Raw genomic sequence first — 22,889 nt, forward strand, 5'->3', positions numbered from 1 at the left:
CTCCGTCCCGGCGTCCTGCCGGGACGGGGTTGCAAGAATTTGCGACAAGGAGGTCGCTGATGCGTCGGGCCGTCGCCGCGCTCATCGCCCTGGCCGTTGTGCCGTTCGTCCCACCGTCCACCGGCGCCGCGCCCGAAGTCCAGCGGCTCGCCGTCGGCGCCGTCACCGACGTCGCGCCGGGCGTCCAGGGCGGTGACAAAGCGCTGGCCAAGGACGCGCTGCGGACCGACCTGACCGGTGAGCGGTTCTACTTCGTGATGCCCGACCGGTTCGCCAACGGCGACCCGCGCAACGACCGCGGCGGCACGAGCGAGACCGACCGGCTCAAGAGCGGCTACGACCCCGCCGACAAGGGCTTCTACCACGGCGGCGACCTCAAGGGCCTGCACGACAAGATCCCGTACCTGGACGACCTGGGCATCACCGCGATCTGGATGACCCCCATGTTCCAGAACCGGTGGGTGCAGGGCTCCGGGGCCGACATCTCGGCCGGCTACCACGGCTACTGGACGACGGACTTCACCAAGCTGGACCCGCACTTCGGCACGACCGACGAGATGCGCCGGCTGATCGCGGACGCGCACCGCCGCGGCATCAAGGTCTTCTTCGACATCGTCGCCAACCACACCGCCGACCTGATCGACTACGCCGAGGGCGAGTACGGCTACGTCAGCACCGGCGCGCAGCCCTACCTCGACGAGCACGGCAACCCGGTCGACATCTCGGCGATCGCGGGCCGGGAGGACTTCCCCGAGCTGACCGCGCCGTACACGCCGGTCGTCAAGGGCGCGAAGACCCCGGACTGGCTCAACGACCCGCGGCTCTACCACAACCGCGGCGACTCGACGTTCAGCGGCGAGTCCAACGAGTACGGCGACTTCTTCGGCCTCGACGACCTGATGACCGAGCACCCGACGGTCGTCAAGGGCATGCAGCGGATCTTCACCAGCTGGATCGACACCCTCGGCATCGACGGCTACCGCGTCGACACCGTCAAGCACGTCAACATGGAGTTCTGGCAGGCTTTGGCGCCGCACGTGAAGCAGTACGCGGCGTCGCGCGGCAAGAAGGACTTCTTCGTCTTCGGCGAGGTCTTCGACGCGAACCCGGCGTTCACGTCCCGCTACACCACTACCGGCAAGATGCAGGCGACGCTGGACTTCCCGTTCCAGAGCGGCGCGGCGACGTTCCTGTCCGGCGGCGGCGCGGCGCGGCTCGCCGAGGTGCTGGTGGACGACGACCGGTACACCGACGCGGACTCCAACGCCTCGTCGCTGCCGACGTTCCTGGGCAACCACGACATGGGCCGCATCGCGTGGATGGTCCGGCAGGGCCGGCCGGGCGTGTCCGAGGCCGAGCTGCTGGACCGGCTGGAGCTGGGCAACGCCCTGATGTACCTGTGGCGCGGCAACCCCGTCGTCTACTACGGCGACGAGCAGGGCTTCGCGGGCGGCGGCGGCGACAAGCTCGCCCGGCAGGACATGTTCGCGTCCCGGACGCCCGAGTACGCCGCCGAGGACCTGGTCGGCAGCGACCGGACCGGCGCGGTCGACAACTTCCGCACCGACCACCCGCTGTACCAGCAGCTCAAGGGCCTGGCGAAGTTCGTGGACGGCGACCCGGTGTGGCGCAGCGGCAACCAGGCGCTGCGGCTCGCCCGGGGCGACGTGCTCGCGTTCAGCCGCACGGCCCGCAACCAGCAGGTCGAGCACCTGGTCGTGGCCAACGCGGGCACCGCGCCGACGACCGTGGACGTCCCCGTGTCCGGGAAGGGCTACCGGCCCGTCTGGCCGGCCGCCGGGTCCCAGGTGAACGCGTCCGAGGGCAAGGTGACCGTGACGGTGCCCGCCCTGTCGGCGCTGGTGCTGCGGTCGACGGGCAAGATCCCTGCGGCCGCGCCGACGCCGACGCTGGTCGTGCCGCCGACCGGCACCGTGCTCGACGACCGCGTGGAGCTGCGCGCCGACGGCGTCACGTCGCCGTACGCGCAGGCCACGTTCGCGGCGCGGGTCGCGGGTGAGCGCGACTGGCAGGTGCTCGGCACCGACGACGCCGCCCCGTACCGCGTGTTCGCCGACCTGGCCGCGCTGCCCGGCGCGGCGGCGGGCAAGGACGTCGAGGTGCGCGTGGTGGCCAAGGACGCCAAGGGCACGTTGGGCGCGGACGGCGCCAGCGTCGGCCTGGTGGCCGCGCCGGCCGTCGAGCCGCCCGCCGCGGTGGCGTCGGACTGGCTGGTGGTGCACTACAACCGCCCGGCGGGCGACTACGACGGGTGGGGCCTGCACGCGTGGGGCGACGTCGAGAACGCGCCGACGTGGGACGCGCCCGTGCCGTTCGCCGGCGAGACCCCGTACGGCCGGTTCGCGTGGATCAAGCTGAAGCCGGGCGCCCGGTCGGTCGGGCTGATCGCCCACAAGGGCGACGAGAAGGACACCGACGGTGACCGGTTCGTCGACCCGAGCGTGACGCCGCAGGTGTGGCTGAAGCAGGGCCAGGCCGCGGTGCACGCCACCGAGCTCGCCGCGACCGGCCAGGCCGTGGTCACGCACACCGGTGACGCCACGGGGCTCGTGGTGCGCGCGGGCGGCGCCGACCACCCGTTCACCGGGGGAGTGGCGACCATCGCCGCCACCGCGCCGGTGGAGTTCTCCGTCGTGCGCGGCGGCACGGTCGAAGCCTCCGGCCGCACGGCGGGACGCGCGTGGGTCAACGGCGACAAGGTGTTCGCGAGCCTCGCCGCCGCGCAGAACCGCGCGGTGATCCACTACAACCGCCCCGACGGTGACTACACCGACTGGACGCTCTACCACTGGACGGGCTCGCTGGAGCCGAGTCCCGGCTGGAACCAGTCGCGCGTGCCGGACGGGCGGGACGGGTTCGGCGCGTACTGGTCGGTGCCGTTGGCGCCGGGCGCGACCGGGCTGAGCAACATCATCCACAAGGGTGACGCGAAGGACCCCGGCCCGGACCAGTTCCTCGACGTCACGGGCACCGGGTACGAGGTCTGGTACGTCTCCGGCTCGACCAAGCCGGACGGGTCCATCTCCTACGTGCTGCCGCCGTCCGCGGGCGAGGGCGTGGACGACGACGTCACCAAGGCCAAGGCCGTCTGGGTGTCGAAGGACCTGGTCGTGTGGGACGTGCCGGGAACGCCGTCCGACGGCTACCGGCTGGAGTACGACGGCAAGGTGCTGCGGCTGGAGCCGTCGGCGGACGCCGTGCCCGACCGCTTCCCGCACCTGCGGGGCAAGCCCGTGTTCCGGGTCCGCGACGGGGAGCGGCTGGACGAGGCGTTGCGCGGGAAGCTGTCCGCCGTGCACGTCGACTCGGGCGGCGGCCTGCGCCACCGCACGGGCGTGCAGATCGCGGGCGTGCTGGACGACCGGTTCGCCGCCGCCGCGTCGCGGCTGACGTACGGGCCGACGTTCGAGGGCGACCGGGTGACCACGCGGCTGTGGGCGCCCACGGCGTCCTCGGTGAAGGTCCAGGTGTCCGACCAGCCGGGCGGACCGGTCACGACGGTGGACCTGGCGCGCGACGACGCGTCCGGCTCCTGGTCGGCCACCGGGCCGTGGGAGGACAAGTTCTACCGGTACGAGGTGACCACCGCCGGCCGCACGGTGACGGTGACCGACCCGTACTCGGTGGCGCTGTCGGTGGACTCGACGCACTCGCAGTTCGCCGACCTCGGCGACGCCCGCACCATGCCCGCCGACTGGGCCGGGCACGTCGCCCGCGGCCTCGACGGCGACCCGACCGAGCACGGCATCACCGAGCTGCACGTCCGCGACTTCTCCATCGGCGACGCGTCCGTGCCGGAGTCCGACCGGGGCACCTACCGGGCCTTCACGCACTCGTCGTCGGTCGGCATGACGCACCTGCGGGAGCTGGCCGCCGCGGGCCTCGACACCGTGCACCTGCTGCCGACGTTCGACATCGCCACCATCCCCGAGAAGCGCGCCGACCAGCTGCGGCCGGCGTGCGACCTGGCGTCGTTGCCCGCGGACTCCGCGGCGCAGCAGCAGTGCGTGGCCGACGCCGCCGCGAAGGACGGCTTCAACTGGGGCTACGACCCGTTCCACTACGACGTCCCCGAGGGCTCCTACGCCACGGACGACGCGCAGACCGGGTGGGCGCGCTCCAAGCAGTACCGCGAGATGGTGAAGTCGTTGCACGACAACGGCAACCGCGTGGTGGTCGACGTGGTCTACAACCACACCGCCGCCTCCGGCGACGCGGCGACGTCCGTGCTGGACAAGGTCGTGCCGGGGTACTACCAGCGGCTCAACGCCGACGGCAGCGTCGCGAACTCGACGTGCTGCGCGAACACCGCCACCGAGAACGCCATGATGGGCAAGCTCGTCGTCGACTCGGTCGTGCGCTGGGCGCGCCTGTACAAGGTGGACGGCTTCCGGTTCGACCTCATGGGCCACCACCCGAAGGCGAACATCCTGGCCGTGCGGGCGGCGCTGGACGCGCTGACCGTCGCCGCGGACGGCGTGGACGGGCGCATGATCCGGATCTACGGCGAGGGCTGGGACTTCGGCGAGGTCGCCGGCAACGCCCGGTTCGAGCAGGCCACGCAGGCGAACATGGCGGGCACGGGCATCGGCACGTTCAGCGACCGGCTCCGCGACGCGGTGCGCGGCGGCGGCCCGTTCGACGCCGACCCGCGCGCGCAGGGCCTCGCGTCCGGCCTGGCCGGGGACCTCAACGGCACGCCCGCCAACGGCGACGTCGCCGCCCGGCTCGCGAACTACACCGACCTGGTGAAGCTCGGCATGGCGGGCAACATGGCGTCCTACCGGTTCCGGTCCACCGGCGGGGGCGAGATCACGGGCCGTGACGTGTCGTACAACGGCTCGCCCGCCGGGTACACGGGCGCGCCGGCCGACGTGATCACGTACGCCGACGCGCACGACAACGAGACGTTGTTCGACTCGCAGACCTACAAGCTGCCGGTCGGCACGTCGATGGCGGACCGGGTGCGGATGCAGAAGGTCGCGCTGGCGCCGGTGCTGCTGGGCCAGGGCCAACCGTTCCTGCACGCCGGCGCGGAGTTCCTGCGCTCGAAGTCGTTGGACCGCAACAGCTACGACTCGGGCGACTGGTTCAACCGCTACGACCCGTCGTTGCGGGACAACGGCTTCGCCCGCGGCCTCCCCCCGGCCGCGGACAACGAGGACAAGTGGCCCTACGCCGCGCCGCTGCTGGCCAACGCCTCCCTGAAGCCCTCGTCGGACGACATGCGCGCCGCCGTGGACAACACGCTGGAACTGCTGAAGATCCGCAAGTCGTCGCCCCTGTTCACCCTGAACGACGCGGCGCTCGTGCAGCAGAAGCTGTCGTTCCCGGCGGCCGAGCCGGGCATCGTCGCAGCGCTCCTCGACGACACCGCCGGCCCGGACGTCGACCCGGCGCTGGACGGCATCCTGGTGATCGTCAACCCGTACCCGACCGCCAAGTCGACCACCGTCGCCGGCGACTGGCAGAACCACGCCCTGAGCAGCGACAAGGCCACGTTCGCGAACGGCACGATCACCGCGCCGGCCCGCTCGGTCGTCATCCTGACCCGCTAGTGACCGGCCAGTTCGACGCGTGACCGGACGTGCTCGGCGCGCAGGATGCGGAACCCCCGCTCCTGCGCGCCGAGCACTTTCACGAGGTTGTGGCGTCCGGCGAGTACGTGGAGTTCCGGCACTTCGGGGCGCGGACGACCGTCGATCCGATGCCGACGGGCCACGCCTCAGCGGAACCGTCCTGGAACGGCATCATCGACTCACCGTCGAAGGCGATCGGCCCTGACGCTTCGAGGTCTGCGAACGGGTGCGGTGGTCGCCCCGACAACGTCATGGGCGACCACCCGTATGTCACGCACGCCCGATCGACAAGATCGGACACCCACCGGGGCGGTGATCCTCGACCGACAGCACCCGAGACATCACATGTCGGTCTTTTTCTCCTTACGCCACCTCTGTATGCCGGCCACAAGAAGGGAGCCGGCGAGACAGCCCATGACCACCGGAGCCCAAGGCGCTCGATCGCTGATCGCGAAAGCCCCGACGAGCAGGAGCAGGCAGAGCGCAGCCGCGACCGAGTAGAACAGGCGATAGCGGGTCGACTCCGGTGTGCGCCTCATCCAAAGATTCCCTTCAACGTGTTCGTGAAGCGACTCGCCCCACCGAGAACACCGCCGGTGATTCCACCCAGTCCGTCATCGGCGACTTCCTGGGAGTTGCCGCCCGCGATCTGCGAACCCAATGCCGCACCGGCGCCGCCCAGCAGACCTCCCATGACCGCGCCGGCCGCGATGCAACCGACTCCGGCGGTAGCCGCGCAGGTGCCGACCAGGCCGATACCGATCCCGGTACCGATGAAGCCACCGATCGTCGATCCTTGCGTGGAGGCCGTGCTGGCGCCGGTGGGGTCGCTGTTGTTGATGGGGTCGCCTTGGGCGTAGTTGTAGGGGTTGGGCTCCTGGCCGGTGGGGTCGGGTGAGCGGAAGCGGGCGTAGGCGCTGTCGTAGACGCGGTAGCCGAGCAGGTAGTGGCCGCGTTGGAGCTGGTAGGCGCCGAGGTAGCGGAACGGGTTGGCCGCCGCGGCGGGTCCGGTGGCGGTGACCGCGCCGTAGGGGGCGTAGGTGTACTCGGCCGCGACGTTGCCGTTGGTGTCGACCAGCGCGAGGACGCTGCCCTGGTGGTCGGTGACCGCGCCGTAGCGTGCGCCCGCCTTGTCCTTCAGGCCGATGAGCAGGCCTTCGGTGTCGCGGGTGTAGCTGGAGCGGGTCCCGTTGTCCACGGTCTCTGTTACCCCGAGCGCGGTGCGGGTGAACACGTGCGTGACCGGGGTGCCGCCGGTGGGGGTTTCGGTGATGGTGCGGGGTTGGGTCTGATCCGCGGTGTCGTAGGTGAAGTCGAGCACCTTGGTGGTGCCGAGGTTGCCGGTGAGCAACTGGTTGGTCGGGCTGAAGGTGAAGCTTGATTCGGGATTGGTGGTGGACTTGTAGTTGCCCGCGCCGTCGAACACCGCGCTCACGTCGTTGATCTTGGTGTACTGGTCGGCGGCGTTGACGGTGTAGGTGCGGCCCTCGCCGGAGAGCAGGTTGGTGGCGTTGTCGAGGGTGTAGGCGCCGGTGCCCGCCTTGGTCAGGCGGCCCAGTGCGTCGTAGGTGTAGTCGGTGACGACGCCCTTGATCGTCTTGGACTGGAGCTTGTCGGTGTCGCTGCCGTCGGGGCGGGTGTGGCGGTAGGTGGCCTTGAACAGCTCCGCGCCGGGTTTGGTGACGGTGATGGAGGTGTGGCGGCCGGCGTTGTCGTAGCCGGTGGTCTGCACCGCGCCGCCGGGGAAGTTGGTGGTGGTGCGCCGGTCGGCGTTGTCGTAGCCGAACGTCGTGGTCCCGCTGTAGGCGTCGGCGAGGGACGTCAGGCGGTCGGCGGCGTCGTAGGCGTAGGTCGCGGTGCCGGTCGGGGTGGTCAGGGTCTTGAGGTTGCCGACCTTGTCGTAGGTGTAGGACACCACCTCGGTGCCGCGGGTGACCTTGGTCAGCTGGTTGCGCACGTCGTACTCCAACGTCCGCGTCACGCCGGGCACCTGGGTGGAGGTGAGGTTGCCGTTGGCGTCGAAGGTGTTGGCCTGCACCACGGTCGTCCCGTGCTTGACCGACACGACGCGGTCGAGCCTGTCGTAGCCGTAGTCGATGCGCACGCCGTTGCCGTCGGTCACGCTCGTCACCCGCGACAGCGAGTCGTACGTGTACGCGGTGGCCCCCGCGGGCGCCGCCGGGACGACCTTGGTCAGGTTCCCGGCGGTGTCGTACTCGTAGGAGGTGATCGCGCCCTTGCCGTCCTTGCGCGTCTTCACCAGGCCCAGCGAGGAGTAGGCGTACGTCTCGATGTCGGCGTTCAGGCCCGTCGAGCGCACCTTGGTCAGGTTGCCGTTGGTGTCGTACTCACGGGTGGCCTGGTTGCCGGAGGCGTCGGTGACCTGGGTGGGCAGGTGCGGGTGCGCCGAACTGGTGTAGCCGACCACGCTCTGCGCCCCGGTCGCCAGCTTCGTGCCGATCAGGTTGTTGAGCGAGTCGTACTGGTAGGTCGTGGAGTGCTGCAACCCGTTGGTCGTGGTGTTGACGTCACTGGCCGCGGTCCAGGTCTGCGACTGCACGTGCCCCAACGCGTCCGTGGCCTTGACCTGCCGTCCCTCGTCGTCGAACTCGTGCCGGGAGGCGTGGCCGTTGGCGTCGGTGACGACCGTGTGCCACGAGGTCGTGGCGTCGCGCTGGTAGGTCGTGGCGACGCCGACGCCGTCCGCGGTGGGCTTGGTCAGCTTCGTCAGGCGCAGGGTGGACAGGTCGTACTCGAACCGGTAGGCCCTGCCCTGGGGGTCGATGATCGCGCTGGGCAGGTTCGAGTAGCCCGGCGTGTACTCGATCCTGATCCGGCCCCCGGCGCGGTCGCCGAACTCCCTGAGGGTGCCGTTGGTGCCGTAGACGCGGTCGCCGAACGTCAACCCGGACGGATCGGTGATCGACGCCGGCCGGCCCTGGTCGTCGTAGTTGAACGTGGTCACCCGACCCTGGGTGTCCACAACAGACACCAGCTTGCCGTCGGGCGCGTAGCGGTTGGTGACGGCGTTGCCGTTGCGGTCGGTCTGCGAGACCAGCCAACCCCTCGCGGTGAACAGCCACCGCTCGTCCGAACCGTCGAAGGACACCACGAACCCGCCATCGGGCGTCTTGGTCAGCCTCGCGTCGACCTTCGGCGCGGGCGCGTAGGTGCCGTCGAGATTGTCGTCGAACCACTCGCAGTACCCGTTCGGACCGTGGAAGATCACGCCCTGGCCGGGGTAGACCTCCAAGCCGACGGTGTCGTAGCTGAGCAGCCACTCGGTGCCGTTCACGCTGCTCGCCGCGGTGTTGAAGAACCGGTCCACCGTCAGGTTCAACCCGGTGCCCTTGACCGTCAGCTCGCGGTAGGCGAACACGACGTTGCGGGTGTGGAGGTTGACCAGCAGCTCCAACCGGTCACTGACCTGGTGCCGCTCCATCGGGTACGACGGCAGGATGCCGTAGTCCTCACCGGCGCACGTCGAGCGCTGCGCCTGCATGTCACCCGCGCCCGCCGCCCGCCAATCCCGGTCGGGCGCCGGACCACCCACGGGCGTCCTGTTCACCTGCGACGACGGAATCCACGTCTCCGGCGCCTTCACCGTCTCGTCCGCCTCCGGAGCCGCCTGCCCCGCTCCGGTCACCACACCGGCAACCAGGACCGCGACCACCGCGCTGCCGAACAAGCGCAGCACAGAACCACGCAGAACACTGCGTCTCACAACGATTCCCCCTCACAGAACCGGACACCCCCCGGCGTCCGGCACACATCCGGCGCACTCCGGCACCGGCACGTCCGAAACTAACGGCCACAATGCCAACCCGCACTTCCGTGGCGGGACGTCACGCCAACGCAGCAACACCGAGCCACACACGGTCACAATCGTGGAAGACAGATGGACCGAAAGGGGTGCCCGCACTGTGCAGCAAACTTGTCAAAGCCACGCCGCTCGCGCACAGACCTGGTCAGCGTGCGGTGTTCGGGTGACGGACTAATTCCAGTCGGGTCGAGGCGACGAGTCGTAGCCGATGACAAACAGGAGCTCATAGTTCTATCCGGACCGCCTGTCGGCATCAACCACCCGCCGGCGGGACATACCTGAGACGCCCATCGTCGATGGGCAACCGTTACGCGACGCGCTCACAAGCCAGCGAACGGGCAGGCCATCCGCCCTGGACCCTAGTGGCCAGTGCGAGGCAGACCCTCCAGAGTCAGTCCTCAAGTGTGTACACACGGATCTTCGGCAGCTACTGTCGCAGCACTGGCGCATTGTGGATGCCCTGAATGACGAAGTCGATGTCCTTCCGAGGTTGTGGTCTTCGATGAAATTCTTTCGGTACGGCCGGCCCCCACGCCGGTCTCCGTCGGCGTCGGGCGAGTAGACGTTGTAGCCCAGGAAATGGTTCTGGTCGTCGAGGGTGTCCGCGACCCGGTGGATCCGGCCGTCCTGGCTCGCCCAGTTCCGGAGTCAGGAGGCCTGGACAGTCCATGCCCAATTGTGTGGCCAGATCACGACCGTGTAGGTCGTCGACCGCAGACTCCACGAGTTGCGCGTAGACGGCGATCGAGGCGCGGACACGGCGACGAGCCACGAGCAGAATTGGCTACCGGTTCCGCACCGACGGCGGCACGGACCGGTACCTCGTGCTGGACAAGCGGGCGGGGGCGTCACTCCCGAGGACGGCGATCGTGACGGCGTGTTCCGCGCCGCGGCGACCGCGCTCGCCAAGACCTGGCTCGGCACCGGGACGGCGCCGGAGCGGCTGGTCCACCAGAGCTGACGGGTGGGCACGGCGGGTGCCGGCGCAGCTCCGGCTACCCTTCACCCAGTCGCACAATCCCGCACGAAGGAGTACCGACCGCCGTGAGCGAGCGCACCCTGGTCCTGGTCAAGCCCGACGGCGTCAGCCGCGGCCTGGTCGGCGAGGTCATCTCCCGCATCGAGCGCAAGGGCCTCGGCCTGGCCGCCCTCGAACTGCGCACCGTGGACCGCGCGACCGCCGAGCAGCACTACGCCGAGCACGACGGCAAGCCGTTCTTCGCCGACCTGGTCGAGTTCATCACCGGCGGCCCGCTGGTGGCGATGGTCGTCGAGGGCACGCGGGCGATCGCGGCGTTCCGCCAGCTGGCCGGCGGCACCGACCCGGTCGAGAAGGCCACGCCCGGCACGATCCGCGGCGACTTCGGCTTGGAGGTCCAGTTCAACCTGGTCCACGGTTCGGACTCGCCGGAGTCGGCCGAGCGCGAGATCAAGCTCTGGTTCCCGAACCTCTGAGCGCCGCGCAAGCACCGCAAGAGCACGAGACACGGCCCGGATCGCGTTGCGGTCCGGGCCGTGGCGTTCCCCGGCGTCAGCGGCCCTAGCGCCGCCCCACCGCCGTCCGACGCGGTGACGAGCCGAGGCCGCCGGGGGCCGAGCCGTGCAGCACGACGCCGTCCCGGTGGCCCAGGGGCAGGTACATCCGCACGTCGTCGTAACGCACGTCGTCCACCGCGATGACGTTCGGCAGCCGACCCCACTCGCGGAAGCCGAGGCTCTCGTACAGCTGGATGGCGCCGTGGTTGTTGCCGCGCACGCCGAGCGTCAGCACCTCCAGCCCGGCCGTGCGCGCGTGCTCGACCACCGCGCCCACCAGCCGCGCGCCCAGTCCGAGGCCTCGCGCCGCCGGGTGCGCCGCCACCCGCCGCACCTCGGCCATGTGCCGGAACACCTCGCTCTCGGACCGCCGCCACGTCGCCGTGCCGCGCAGCACGCCGTCCACGCGCGCCACGACGAGCGCGCCGTCCCGGGGGGAGCCGAGGACGCCGTCCAGCCACGCGTCGGTCTCCGCACGTCCCGGCGGACGTCGCCAGCCGATCGCGCCGCCCGCGGCCACCACGGCGTGCAGCACCTCGTGCACCTCGGCCCGCAACCGCTCGTCCGCCACCGCCGGCCAGGTCAGCTCGATCTCCACGGGCCACACCCTAAAACGATTCCGGGATTGTCGGACCCCGCCGCTAACGTGATCGTCATGACCCCGACCCTCGTCCACGCCAAGGGCTTGACCAAGCACTTCGGTTCGTTCGAAGCCGTCCGGGGCATCGACGTCGAAGTGGGCCGGGGCGAGGCGTTCGGCTTCCTCGGCCCCAACGGCGCCGGCAAGTCCTCGACCATGCGGATGATCTCGTGCGTGTCGCCGCGCACCGGCGGCGAGCTGAGCGTGCTCGGCCTCGACCCGGACGTGGACGGCCCGAGGATCCGCGCCCGCCTCGGCGTGGTGCCGCAGCTCGACAACCTCGACACCGAGCTGACCGTGCGGCAGAACCTCCAGGTCTACGGCCGCTACTTCGGCCTGTCCCGCGCCGCGGTCCGGGAGAAGGCCGTCGAGCTGATGGAGTTCGCCCAGCTCACCGACCGCGCCGACGCCGAGGTCGAGCCGCTGTCGGGCGGCATGAAGCGGCGGCTCACGATCGCCCGGTCCCTGGTCAACGACCCGGACCTGCTGCTGCTCGACGAGCCGACCACGGGCCTCGACCCGCAGGCCCGCCACCTGCTGTGGGACCGCCTGTTCCGGCTGAAGCAGTCCGGCGTCACGTTGATCATCACCACGCACTACATGGACGAGGCCGAGCAGCTGTGCGACCGGCTCGTCGTGATGGACGGCGGCCGGATCGCGGCCGAGGGCTCGCCGTCGGAGCTGATCCGCCGCTACTCGACCCGCGAGGTGCTGGAGCTGAGGTTCCCGCCGGGCGAGCAGAGCGCCGACGCGGTGCGCGACCTGGCCGACCGGGTCGAGATCCTGCCCGACCGGGTGCTGCTGTACACCTCGGACGGCGAGGCGGCGCTGTCCGCGGCGCACGCGCGGGGCGTGCGGCCGGTGTCCAGCCTGGTCCGCCGCAGCTCGCTGGAGGACGTGTTCCTCAGCCTCACCGGCCGGACGTTGGTGGACTGATGGGCGTCCACGTCGTCGGCCCGTTCCGCGCCGCGCTGATCGCGGTGGAGCACCACTGGACCTGGTACCGCCGCAACTGGCGGGCCACGGTGATCTCCAACTTCCTCCAGCCGGTGCTGTTCCTGCTGGCCATGGGGGTGGGGTTCGGCTCGCAGGTGCAGGCCGGCGAGGCCACCGGCGGCCACCGGTACGTGGTGTTCCTGGCGCCGGCGCTGCTGGTGCTGACCGCCGTGCAGAACGCCGTGTTCGAGTCCACGTGGGCCGTGTTCTCCGCGTTCAAGTGGCAGCGGACGTACCTGGCGATGGTGTCGACCCCGATCACGCCCGCCCAGGTGCTGCACGGCCAGCTGCTGTGGATCGCGCTGCGGCTGGCCGCGGGCACCGCCGTGTTCCTCGGCATCGCGGTCGCCCTGGGCGCCATCACCAGCCCGTCCGCGGTGCTGGCGGTGCCGTTCGGGGTGTTGGCCGGCATGGCGTTCTGCGCGCCCCTGGTGGCGTTCAGCGCGACCAGGGAGAAACCGGACGCGTTCAACTCCGTGTTCCGCTTCCTCGTGATGCCGATGACCCTGTTCACCGGCGCGTTCTTCCCGCTGAGCCAGCTGCCGGAGTGGGTGCGGCCGCTGGCCTGGGCCACCCCGGCGTGGCACGGCATCGAGCTGGCCCGCGGCGCCACGTTCGGCACCCTGCGCCTGCTGCCCGCGCTCGGCCACGTCGCCTACCTGTCGGCCCTCGTGGCGCTCGGCGTCGTCCTGGGCCGCCGCCACTTCCGCCGGAGGCTGACCCAGTGACCCGCGAGTCGTCCGCGCGCACCGCCGCCGCGAGCCCCGCCGCCGGGCCGGGGAACGGCACGGGGCTGGTGTTCCGGATCGTGCCGCCCGGCCTGTACGCGGGCCGCTCGCACGTCCTGGTCGAACGCGCCTACCTGGTCAGCAGGCGGGCGTGGATGTCGGTCGTGTCCGGGTTCTTCGAGCCGCTGTTCTTCCTGCTCTCGCTCGGGTTCGGCTTCGGGCAGCTGGTCGCCACCGTGCAGGGGCCCGGCGGCCCGATGGACTACGCCGCGTTCGTCGCGCCCGCCCTGCTGGCGGCGTCGGCGATGAACGGTGCCGTGTTCGAGGCGACGTTCAACCTGTTCTTCAAGTTCAAGTACGCGAAGGTGTACGACGCGGTGCTGGCCACGCCGATGGGCCCGGTCGACATCGCGGTCGGCGAGGCCACCTGGTGCCTCATCCGCGGCGGGCTGTACTCGGGCGGGTTCCTGGTCGTCATGCTCGGGTTCGGGCTCATCGACTCGCCGTGGGCGCTGCTGGCGCTGCCGGTGTGCCTGCTGGTCGCGCTGGCGTTCGCGGCGGTCGGCATGGCCGCGGCCACGTTCATGCGCTCCTGGCAGGACTTCGACCTGGTGCAGCTGGCCGTGATGCCGCTGTTCCTGTTCTCGACCACGTTCTACCCGCTGTCGGTGTACCCGGCCTGGCTCCAGGCCGTGGTCCAGTGGACGCCGCTGTACCACGCGATCGAGCTGATGAGGGGCCTGACCACGGGTCACGTCGGCTGGTCGGCGTTCGGGCACGTCGCGTACTTCGTCGTGATGGCCGCCATCGGGGTGGTGGTCGCGGCACGTCGGCTGGGCAAGTTGCTGCTGACCTGACCTGGTCGAACACTGGACGAACCTCGAGAACCGGAGGTCGTCATGGACGTGATCGCACTCATCGGCCGCATCCTGTTCGTGTTCCTCTTCTTCGGCTCCGCGTTCGGCCACCTGACCCAGACGGAGGCGATGGCCGGCTACGCGTCGTCCAAGGGCGTCCCGTCGGCGAAGGCCGCCACGTTCGCCAGCGGCGTGCTCATGGTCGTCGCCGGGTTGATGCTGCTCCTGGGCGTCTGGGCCGATCTCGGCGCGCTGCTGCTCGTGCTGTTCCTGGTGCCCACGGCGTTCCTCATGCACAACTTCTGGAAGGAGACCGACCCGCAGGCCAAGCAGTTAGAGATGATCCAGTTCAACAAGGACCTGGCCCTCGCGGGCGGCGCGCTGATGTTCTTCGGCCTGTACGCGGGACCGGGCTCCGAACTGGGCCTCACCGTCACCGGACCGCTGTTCTGACGCCCGCGGGCGGTGCCGTTACCCTGAAACGGTGAGTGTCGAGTCGGTCTTCCCCGCCCTGGAACCCCTGCTGCCGAGGGTGTCCAAGCCGGTGCAATACGTCGGCGGGGAACTCAACGCCACCGTCAAGGACTGGGACGCCGCCGCCGTGCGGTGGGCCCTGATGTACCCGGACGCCTACGAGGTGGGGCTGCCCAACCAGGGCGTCATGATCCTCTACGAGGTCCTCAACGAGCAGCCGGACGTGCTGGCCGAGCGGACCTACGCGGTGTGGCCCGACCTCGAGCGGCTGATGCGCGAGCACGGCGTGCCGCAGTTCACCGTGGACGCGCACCGGCCGGTCGGCGCGTTCGACCTGCTCGGCGTGAGCTTCGCGACCGAGCTCGGCTACACGAACCTGCTCAACGCGCTGGACCTGGCGGGCGTCCCGATCCACGCCGCCGACCGCACCGAGGACCACCCGATCGTGGTGGCCGGCGGGCACGCGGCGTTCAACCCGGAGCCGATCTCGCCGTTCGTCGACGCCGCGGTGCTCGGTGACGGCGAGGAAGCCGTCCTGGAGATCACCGACATCGTCCGGGCGTGGAAGGCCGAGGGCTGCCCCGGCGGGCGCGACGAGGTGCTGACCAGGCTCGCCGAGACCGGCGGCATCTACGTGCCGCGGTTCTACGACGTGGAGTACCTGCCCGACGGCCGCATCCAGCGCGTGGTGCCGAACCGCGAGCGGGTGCCGTACCGGGTGTTCAAGCGGACCACGATGGACCTCGACGCGTGGCCGTACCCGAAGCAGCCGCTGGTGCCGCTCGCGGAGAGCGTGCACGAGCGGATGAGCGTGGAGATCTTCCGCGGCTGCACGCGCGGCTGCCGGTTCTGCCAGGCGGGCATGATCACCCGCCCGGTGCGGGAGCGGTCCATCGAGGGCATCGGCGCGATGGTGCAGCGCGGCCTGGAGGCGACCGGGTTCGAGGAGGTCGGCCTGCTGTCGCTGTCCAGCGCGGACCACTCGGAGATCGCCGAGATCACCAAGGGCCTCGCGGACCGCTACGAGGGCACGAACACCGGCCTGTCGCTGCCGTCGACCCGGGTGGACGCGTTCAACATCGACCTGGCCAACGAGCTGTCCCGCAACGGCCGCCGCTCGGGCCTGACGTTCGCGCCCGAGGGCGGCAGCGAGCGCCTGCGCCGCGTGATCAACAAGATGGTGTCGGAGGAAGACCTCATCCGCACGGTCAGCGCGGCGTTCGGCGCGGGCTGGCGGCAGGTGAAGCTGTACTTCATGTGCGGCCTGCCCACCGAGACGGACGACGACGTGCTGCAGATCGCCGAGATGGCGAAGAACGTGATCCGCGCGGGCCGCGAGGTCTCCGGCCGCAAGGACATCCGCTGCACGATCTCCATCGGCGGGTTCGTGCCCAAGCCGCACACCCCGTTCCAGTGGGCCGCGCAGTGCGACCCGGACACCGTGGACGACCGGCTGAAGAAGCTGCGCGACGCGGTGAACTCGGACCGCGCGCTGGGCCGCAACATCGGCATGCGCTACCACGACGGCAAGCCGTCGCTGATCGAAGGGCTGCTGTCGCGCGGCGACCGGCGCATCGGCCTGGTCATCGAGCGGGTGTGGCGCGAGGGCGGCCGGTTCGACGGCTGGTCCGAGCACTTCTCCTACGACCGCTGGGTGAAGGCGGCCGAGGCGGAGCTGACCCCGCTGGGCGTCGACCTGGCGTGGTTCACCACGCGGGAGCGCGAGGAGCTGGAGGTCCTGCCGTGGGACCACCTCGACTCGGGCCTCGACAAGGAGTGGCTCTGGGCGGACTGGCAGGACGCGCTGGACGAGCGCGAGCAGGACGACTGCCGCTGGACGCCGTGCTTCGACTGCGGTGTGTGCCCGGCGATGGGCACCGACATCGAGGTGGGTCCGACCGGTCGGACGTTGCTGCCGATCTCGCCGGTGGGCAAGGGCTCCCCGGTGCGCAACCCGGCGTTGACGCAGGGCTGAGCACGCCGACGCCCGGTCCTCCGTCGTCGCGGGGGCCGGGCGGTCAGGGGCGGACCTCCACCGCGTCGACCCGGATCGCCCGCACCGGGCACGCGCGCGCCGCCGCGCGGACCTGCGGCGCCTGGTCGGCGTCGGGGTTGCGGGCGGTGCCCCATGGCGATCCTGTGCGCGGCCAGGCTGGCGGAGGTGCTGGTCGACCTCGGCCGGTTCGACGAGGCCCGGGACCTGCTGGCGCGCCACGGTTTCGCCGACGAGCTGCCGGAGCTGTTCCAGCACAACGTGACGCTGTTCGCGCGGGGCAAGATGAAGCTCGCCACCGACGACCCCCCAGGGCGCGCTGGAAGACCTGCTCGAATGCGGGCGAAGACTCGGCGCGTCCACAATAGACAGCCCGGCGATCCTGCCGTGGCGGGCGCTCGCCGTGCGCGCCCACCTCGCGTCGGGCCGCCGGGACACCGCCGCCGCGCTCGCCGCCGAAGACCTGGCCCGCGCCAAGCGCTGGGGCACGCCGAGGGCGATGGGCGCCGCCCTGATCTCCGTCGGCCTCACCTCCGACGACGAAGCCGCGACCCGCGCGCTGCGCAAGGCCGTGGAGTACCTGACCGAGTCCGTCGCCCGCCTGCCGCACGCCGAGGCGCTGCTGGAGCTGGGCGCGTGCCTGCGCCGCCGCGGCCAGGCCGACCGCGCCATCCCGCACCTGCGGCAGGCCGTCGAGCTGAGCGCCCGGTGCGAGTCCAAGCCGCTGATCCGACGGGCCGCCGACGGGCTGCGCGCCTGCGAGCCCGCCTCCGCGCGCGGCACCGTCCACGGGCTCACCAAGCAGGAGACCAGGGTCGCCGGGATGGCCGCCCAGGGCCTCACCAACCGGCAGATCGCCGAAGCCCTGTTCCTGACCCGCCGCACGGTCGAGCTGCACCTGTCCGGCGCCTACCGCAAGCTCGGCATCGCGGGCCGCGCCGACCTGGCGGGCGCGCTGCGCCGCCACCAGGACCAGTTCTCGGCCTGACCGGACCGGCTACCGCACCGCGGCCAGCGCGTCGACCAGCCCGTGCCCGTAGAAGCCGTTGAACTCCGAGTAGCCCGCGCAGAACGCGTCCTGCGCGCCCGTGCCGTTGAGGTCGTAGTCCGCCGGGCACGGCAACGTCTCCGCCTGCGCGTTGAGCATCCGCGTCAGCTCGCCGGCGCGCGCGCCGGGGTGCGTGGACGCCAGCAGCGCCGCCACCCCCGACACGTGCGGCGCGGCCATCGACGTGCCGCACGAGTAGTCGTAGCCGGCGGCGGGCACCGTCGACAGCACGCACCCGTTGCGCGCGTCGTCCGGCACCTGCCTGCGGTCGCCGCCCGGCGCCGTCACGTCCACCGCGCCCAGCCCGTACGAGCTGTACCCGGCCTTCACCCCGTCCGCGCCCACCGACGACACCGCCACCACGTTGCGCAGCTGCGCCGGCAGCACCAGGCACGTGCTGTCCACGGGCCGCGGCTTCACGTCCTCCGGCGCGGCGTTCGTCGGGCTCACCGCGTCGCGGCCCGGCTTGGTCAGGTCGGCCCCCGCGTTGCCCGCCGCCGCCACGGTCAGCACGCCGCGCCCGTTGGCGTAGTCGACCGCGCGCCGCACCGCCTCGTAGACCACGGACTGGCCCACCTTGTTCTGGCAGGTGAACACCCACGGGTCGATGAAGTAGCTGTTGTTGGTGATGGTCATGCCCCGCTCCGCGGCCCACATGAACCCGCACACCGCGTACTCGGGGTAGATGAAGCCGGAGTCGTCCACGACCTTCACCGACGCGATCCGCACGCCCGGCGCGACCCCCGTCGTGCCGCGACCGTCGTCGGCCGCCGCGATCGTGCCCGCCACGTGCGTGCCGTGCGCGGACGTCGTCGGCGCCCACGCCGCGGGCGACGGGTCGGCCACGCCCGTCGTGCAGCCGGCCGACAGCGCCGGGTCCAGCGCCCCGACCAGGTCCGGGTGCGCCGGGTCGATGCCCGAGTCGAGCACGCCGACCACCACGTCCCGGCTGCCGGTGCTCACCGCGTGCGCCTCGGCCGCCCGGATCAGGTCCATGTCCCACTGCTCGGCGGTCCGGTCGGCCGTGCCGCCCGAGCCCCGCGCGCCCGACGCCTCGTCGTCCTTCTTCTTCCGGGCGGGCGCGCCGTTGTGCTTCGACAGGCCGTCCAGCTGCGCGCTGTACGCCCGGTCCAGGCCGATCTTGTGCCCGAAACCGGGGTCGGCGGACACGGCGACCGCCACCGCGATCTCCGGGTGGTACCGGCTGGTCGTGCCGCACGCGGCCGCGACCTGCGCCTCGGCCAGCGGCGCGCTGGTGCCGGGGGAGAACACGACCAGGTAGCGCAGCGTCGGACCGGGCTGGACGCAGTCGGCCGGCGCCGTCACGGGCTCCACCGGTTCCGCGGGGTCGGCCGCGGCGGGCGCGGTCGCCCCGAGGCAACCGGTCGCGAGCAGCGCCGCGCAGACCGCGACCGCTCGGGCGCGGCGGTGCAGAGGCACGGGGGACCTCCAGGGCTGGACCGGCCGGTTCGCCAGGACGGCGAGCCGTCACTCTCTGACTGCTGCTGCCGGACGGTAGCCAGACGGGGCGGAGCAGACAAGCGGAACGGCCCCGAACAGGTTCACGGTACCGTCCTGGTGGAGTAGGAGCGTGGACCGTTGGGGTGCTCACCCCATCGTGAGCCACCCGGGTACCCAAGGGGAGTAGCCCTGAGCCGCCAGCAGCAGCCCAACCCGTCGGCCGCACCTGTGCAGAAGCTCCGACTGCGCTACGCCAAGCGCGGTCGGCTGCGGTTCACGTCGCACCGTGACATCGCGCGCACCTTCGAGCGCGCGCTGCGCCGGGCCGGCGTCCCCATGGCCTACTCCCAGGGCTTCAGCCCTCACCCGAAGGTGTCCTGGGTCGGCGCCGCGCCGACCGGCGTGGCGAGCGAGGCCGAGTACGTCGAGGTGCAGCTGGTCGACCGGGTGGACCCGGAGGCCCTGCGGACCGCGCTGGACGCCGTGCTGCCGCCGGGCATCGACGTGCTGGAGGTCGTCGAGTCGGCGGGTGGCACGCTGCCCGAGCGCATCGAGGCCAGCGCGTGGCGGCTGGAGCTGGACGGCGTGTCGCCCGAAGAGCTGACCGAAGCCGTGGCCGCGCTGCTCGCCGCGGACTCCGTCGAGGTCGAGCGGCTGACCAAGGACGGCAAGAAGATCGTGGACGTGCGTCCCGCGATCGTGTCCGCGCAGGTGGAGACGCCGGCGGAGGCGCAATCGAGCGACGCCGGACACGATGCACGGGATTTGTCACAGCCGTGTGGGATACTCATGACGGTCGTACGGCAGACAACCCCTACCGTGAGACCCGACGACGTGCTGAGCGCGCTCCGAGTCGTCGCCGACCTGGTTCCGCCGGTGCCCGCGAAGGCGACCCGGATGGCGCAGGGGCGGCTGGACGACGAAGGCGGCCTGGTGGACCCGCTTGCCCTCGACAGGGCGGCGGAGGTCTGACCGGGTGGTGCGGAGCGGCGCTGACGGCGTCGTCGACAGAGTTATGGGACCTGCTGTGCCGCGTGCCCCACGGGTGGGCGCCACAGCGCGAGGCAAGGATTCCCGCCGCCAGCCGCGGCGGTGAGTGGACAAGAGAGGCCCCTGCGCGGCCGCGTCGGTTGGGACGCGCCCGGGGGCGGAGGAGCTGCATTGTCGAACACGGAAAAGCCTGCCGGCCCCGCCGGCGGGGGTAACGCCACACCCGCACACCCGGACCTGGCGGACCTGCCCGCCAAGCTGCGGGTGCACGCGCTGGCCAAGCTGCTCGGCGCGAGCAGCAAGGACGTCGTGGCGGCCCTCGCCGACCTGGGCGAGCCGGTGAAGGGCGTTCAGTCGAGCGTCAGCCGCGAGCTCGCGCTCAAGGTCGCCGAGAACCTGCTGGGCTGGGACGACATCGTCACCGGCGACGTGGACGAGCACACCGAGGAACCGGTGGCGGTGGCCCGCGAGGTCGCGCCGCTGGTGCCGCTGTTCGCCCCGCCGTCCGCGGTGTTCCTGCCCCCGACGCCGGTCGCGAAGGCCCCGGTCGTCGAGGACGAGGACGACGTCGAGGACGAGTCCGACGAGCACGGCGTCACCGACGACGCCGGTGACGAGGGCGAAGGCCGCCGCCGCCGCCGTCGTGGCCGGCGTGGTCGCGGCCGCGGCAAGGGCGTCGGCGACGAGAACGGCGAGGACGAGCCGGGCGAGGAGGAAGCCGAGACCGAGGCCGAGGCCGAGGAGCACGGCGCCGAGGACACCGCGACCGACGACGAGGGCGCGGGCAGCCGTCGCCGCCGGCGTCGCCGCCGTCGCAAGACCGGCGCCGAGGAAGAGGCCGCGCCGAGCGAGGACGACCCGCCGAACACCGTCGTCCACGTCCGCGAGCCCGCTCGCGACGCGCGTGACGACAAGGCCGACTCCGAGGCCGCCCAGAACGAGGTGCGCAGCGTCCGCGGCTCCACCCGCCTGGAGGCCAAGCGCCAGCGCCGCCGCGACGGTCGCGAGGCCGGCCGCCGCCGTGCCCCCGTGCTGTCCGAGGCCGAGTTCCTGGCCCGGCGCGAGGCCGTCGAGCGCACGATGGTGGTGCGCGAGCGCGGCGACCGCACGCAGATCGGCGTGCTGGAGGACGGCGTCCTGGTCGAGCACTTCGTGACCTCGTCGGGCAGCGGCTCGCTGGTCGGCAACGTCTACCTCGGCCGGGTGCAGAACGTGCTGCCCTCGATGGAGGCGGCGTTCATCGACATCGGCCGCGGCCGCAACGCGGTGCTGTACGCGGGCGAGGTCGACTGGGACGCGGCCGGCCTGGAGGGCAAGGCACGCAAGATCGAGCAGGCCCTGTCCACCGGCGACAGCGTCCTGGTGCAGGTCACCAAGGACCCGGTCGGCCACAAGGGCGCCCGGCTGACCACGCAGATCAGCCTGCCCGGCCGCTTCCTGGTGTACGTGCCCGGCGGCGGCGCGACCGGCATCAGCCGGAAGCTGCCCGACAACGAGCGCAAGCGCCTGAAGGACATCCTGAAGCGCGTCGTCCCCGAGGACGCCGGCGTGATCATCCGCACCGCCTCGGAGGGCATCGCCGAGGAGGAGCTGGCCCGCGACGTGACCCGCCTGCAGGCGCAGTGGCAGGTCATCAAGGAGAAGGCCGACGCGCCGAGGTCGCAGGCGCCGCAGCTGCTGTACGAAGAGCCGGACCTGCTGGTGAAGGTCGTCCGCGACCTGTTCACCGAGGACTTCGCCGCGCTCATCGTCCAGGGCTCGGACGCGTGGGACACCATCGAGGCGTACGTGCGGCACGTCGCGCCGGACCTCCAGGAACGGCTGCGCAAGCACGTGGGCAACAACGACGTGTTCGTCGAGCACCGCATCGACGAGCAGCTGCTCAAGGCGCTGGACCGCAAGGTCTGGCTGCCGTCGGGCGGCTACCTGGTCATCGACCGCACCGAGGCGATGACCGTCATCGACGTGAACACCGGCAAGTTCACCGGGTCGGGCGGGAACCTCGAGGAGACGGTCACCCGCAACAACCTGGAGGCGGCGGAGGAGATCGTCCGCCAGCTCCGGCTGCGCGACGTCGGCGGCATCATCGTGATCGACTTCATCGACATGGTGCTGGAGTCGAACCGCGACCTGGTGCTGCGCCGGCTGACCGAGTGCCTCGGCCGCGACCGCACCCGCCACCAGGTGGCGGAGGTGACGTCGCTGGGTCTCGTGCAGATGACGCGCAAGCGGGTCGGCACCGGCCTGCTGGAGGCGTTCTCGACGACGTGCGAGCACTGCCGCGGCCGTGGCGTGGTCATGTCCACCGAGCCCGTGCACGCGCACGGCAACGGTGGCGGCAACGGCGGTGGCCAGCAGCAACAGCAGCAGCAGGCCGGTGGCCGCAAGTCGCGCCGCGCCAAGAACGCGGAGACGCCCGAGCCGGTGGCCGAGCAGACCGTGGAGCCGACCGAGGAGCCGGAGGCGGTCAGCGAGCAGCCGACGTCCGAGGAGCCGGTGTCCGCCCTGCTCGACGAGGACGTGGCGCTGGAAACCCCGAAGCGCGACCGCCGCCAGCGCCGTCGGGCCCGCCGTGAAGCGGGCGCCGTCGTCAAGCACGGCGACGAGCCCGCCGAGGCCACCCCGGCGCCCGTCGTGACCACCCCGCCGACCGAGGTCACCGGGCGGATCGAGGTCGCGCCGGCCGAGGTCGCCGAGGTCTCGGCGCCCGCAGCGACCACGGCTCCCGCCGCGGCGGCCCCGG

Annotated in this window: 13 protein-coding genes; 10 read left to right on the plus strand and 3 right to left on the minus strand. The window is 71.6% G+C overall.

What is annotated here, in order from left to right; all coding sequences use genetic code 11:
- Positions 1–59 precede the first annotated feature (59 nt).
- Positions 60–5,579 carry a pullulanase-type alpha-1,6-glucosidase gene (pulA, locus tag ACFQ3T_RS01350; protein ID WP_380718801.1) on the plus strand — a complete coding sequence of 1,840 codons (5,520 nt, stop codon included), beginning with the start codon at positions 60–62 and terminating at the stop codon, positions 5,577–5,579.
- Between the two features lie 556 nt (positions 5,580–6,135).
- Here the strand turns inward: pulA and ACFQ3T_RS01355 are convergent.
- Positions 6,136–9,297, minus strand: a complete 3,162-nt coding sequence (locus ACFQ3T_RS01355) for an RHS repeat-associated core domain-containing protein (RefSeq protein WP_380718804.1) — start codon at positions 9,295–9,297, stop codon at positions 6,136–6,138.
- A 1,170-nt stretch (positions 9,298–10,467) separates the two neighbouring features.
- Here ACFQ3T_RS01355 and ndk point away from each other — a divergent pair.
- Positions 10,468–10,878 carry a nucleoside-diphosphate kinase gene (ndk, locus tag ACFQ3T_RS01360; protein ID WP_380718806.1) on the plus strand — a complete coding sequence of 137 codons (411 nt, stop codon included), beginning with the start codon at positions 10,468–10,470 and terminating at the stop codon, positions 10,876–10,878.
- Positions 10,879–10,963: 85 nt separating this feature from the next.
- Here the strand turns inward: ndk and ACFQ3T_RS01365 are convergent, their stop codons facing one another.
- Positions 10,964–11,557: a GNAT family N-acetyltransferase gene (locus tag ACFQ3T_RS01365; RefSeq protein ID WP_380718808.1), complete on the minus strand. Its 594-nt coding sequence runs from the start codon at positions 11,555–11,557 to the stop codon at positions 10,964–10,966.
- A gap of 57 nt (positions 11,558–11,614) precedes the next feature.
- Here ACFQ3T_RS01365 and ACFQ3T_RS01370 point away from each other — a divergent pair, with 57 nt between their 5' ends.
- The 6 genes from ACFQ3T_RS01370 to ACFQ3T_RS01395 all read left to right on the plus strand — a co-directional run bounded on the left by ACFQ3T_RS01370 (position 11,615) and on the right by ACFQ3T_RS01395 (position 17,635).
- Positions 11,615–12,535, plus strand: coding sequence for an ABC transporter ATP-binding protein (locus tag ACFQ3T_RS01370; RefSeq protein WP_380718810.1), 921 nt, complete (start codon positions 11,615–11,617; stop codon positions 12,533–12,535).
- A complete protein-coding gene (locus tag ACFQ3T_RS01375; RefSeq protein ID WP_380718812.1) occupies positions 12,535–13,323 on the plus strand; it encodes an ABC transporter permease in 789 nt (262 codons plus the stop codon). Before ACFQ3T_RS01370 ends, ACFQ3T_RS01375 begins: the two co-directional genes overlap by 1 nt.
- 65 nt (positions 13,324–13,388) lie before the next feature.
- Entirely contained in the window at positions 13,389–14,180 is a 792-nt protein-coding gene (locus tag ACFQ3T_RS01380) for an ABC transporter permease (protein ID WP_380718834.1), read from the plus strand.
- A gap of 42 nt (positions 14,181–14,222) precedes the next feature.
- The gene (locus tag ACFQ3T_RS01385; protein WP_380718814.1) at positions 14,223–14,633 is read left to right on the plus strand and encodes a DoxX family protein; all 411 of its coding nucleotides are present in this window, start codon (positions 14,223–14,225) and stop codon (positions 14,631–14,633) included.
- Between the two features lie 31 nt (positions 14,634–14,664).
- Positions 14,665–16,629, plus strand: a complete 1,965-nt coding sequence (locus ACFQ3T_RS01390) for a TIGR03960 family B12-binding radical SAM protein (protein WP_380718816.1) — start codon at positions 14,665–14,667, stop codon at positions 16,627–16,629.
- A gap of 421 nt (positions 16,630–17,050) precedes the next feature.
- On the plus strand, positions 17,051–17,635 hold the full coding sequence (locus ACFQ3T_RS01395) for a LuxR C-terminal-related transcriptional regulator (protein WP_380718818.1): 585 nt from the start codon (positions 17,051–17,053) through the stop codon (positions 17,633–17,635).
- Between the two features lie 9 nt (positions 17,636–17,644).
- On the opposite strand, the gene ACFQ3T_RS01400 is transcribed toward ACFQ3T_RS01395, so the two are convergent.
- A complete protein-coding gene (locus tag ACFQ3T_RS01400; protein ID WP_380718820.1) occupies positions 17,645–19,135 on the minus strand; it encodes a S8 family peptidase in 1,491 nt (496 codons plus the stop codon).
- Positions 19,136–19,384: 249 nt separating this feature from the next.
- Here ACFQ3T_RS01400 and ACFQ3T_RS01405 point away from each other — a divergent pair, with 249 nt between their 5' ends.
- Positions 19,385–20,128 carry a TIGR03936 family radical SAM-associated protein gene (locus ACFQ3T_RS01405; protein ID WP_380718822.1) on the plus strand — a complete coding sequence of 248 codons (744 nt, stop codon included), beginning with the start codon at positions 19,385–19,387 and terminating at the stop codon, positions 20,126–20,128.
- 189 nt (positions 20,129–20,317) lie between these two features.
- A partial coding sequence (locus ACFQ3T_RS01410) for a translation initiation factor IF-2 N-terminal domain-containing protein (RefSeq protein ID WP_380718824.1) occupies positions 20,318–22,889 on the plus strand: 2,572 nt, incomplete at its 3' end.

It is taken from the genome of Saccharothrix hoggarensis, assembly GCF_042678885.1.
In the GTDB taxonomy this organism is placed as follows: Bacteria; Actinomycetota; Actinomycetes; order Mycobacteriales; family Pseudonocardiaceae; genus Actinosynnema; species Actinosynnema hoggarensis.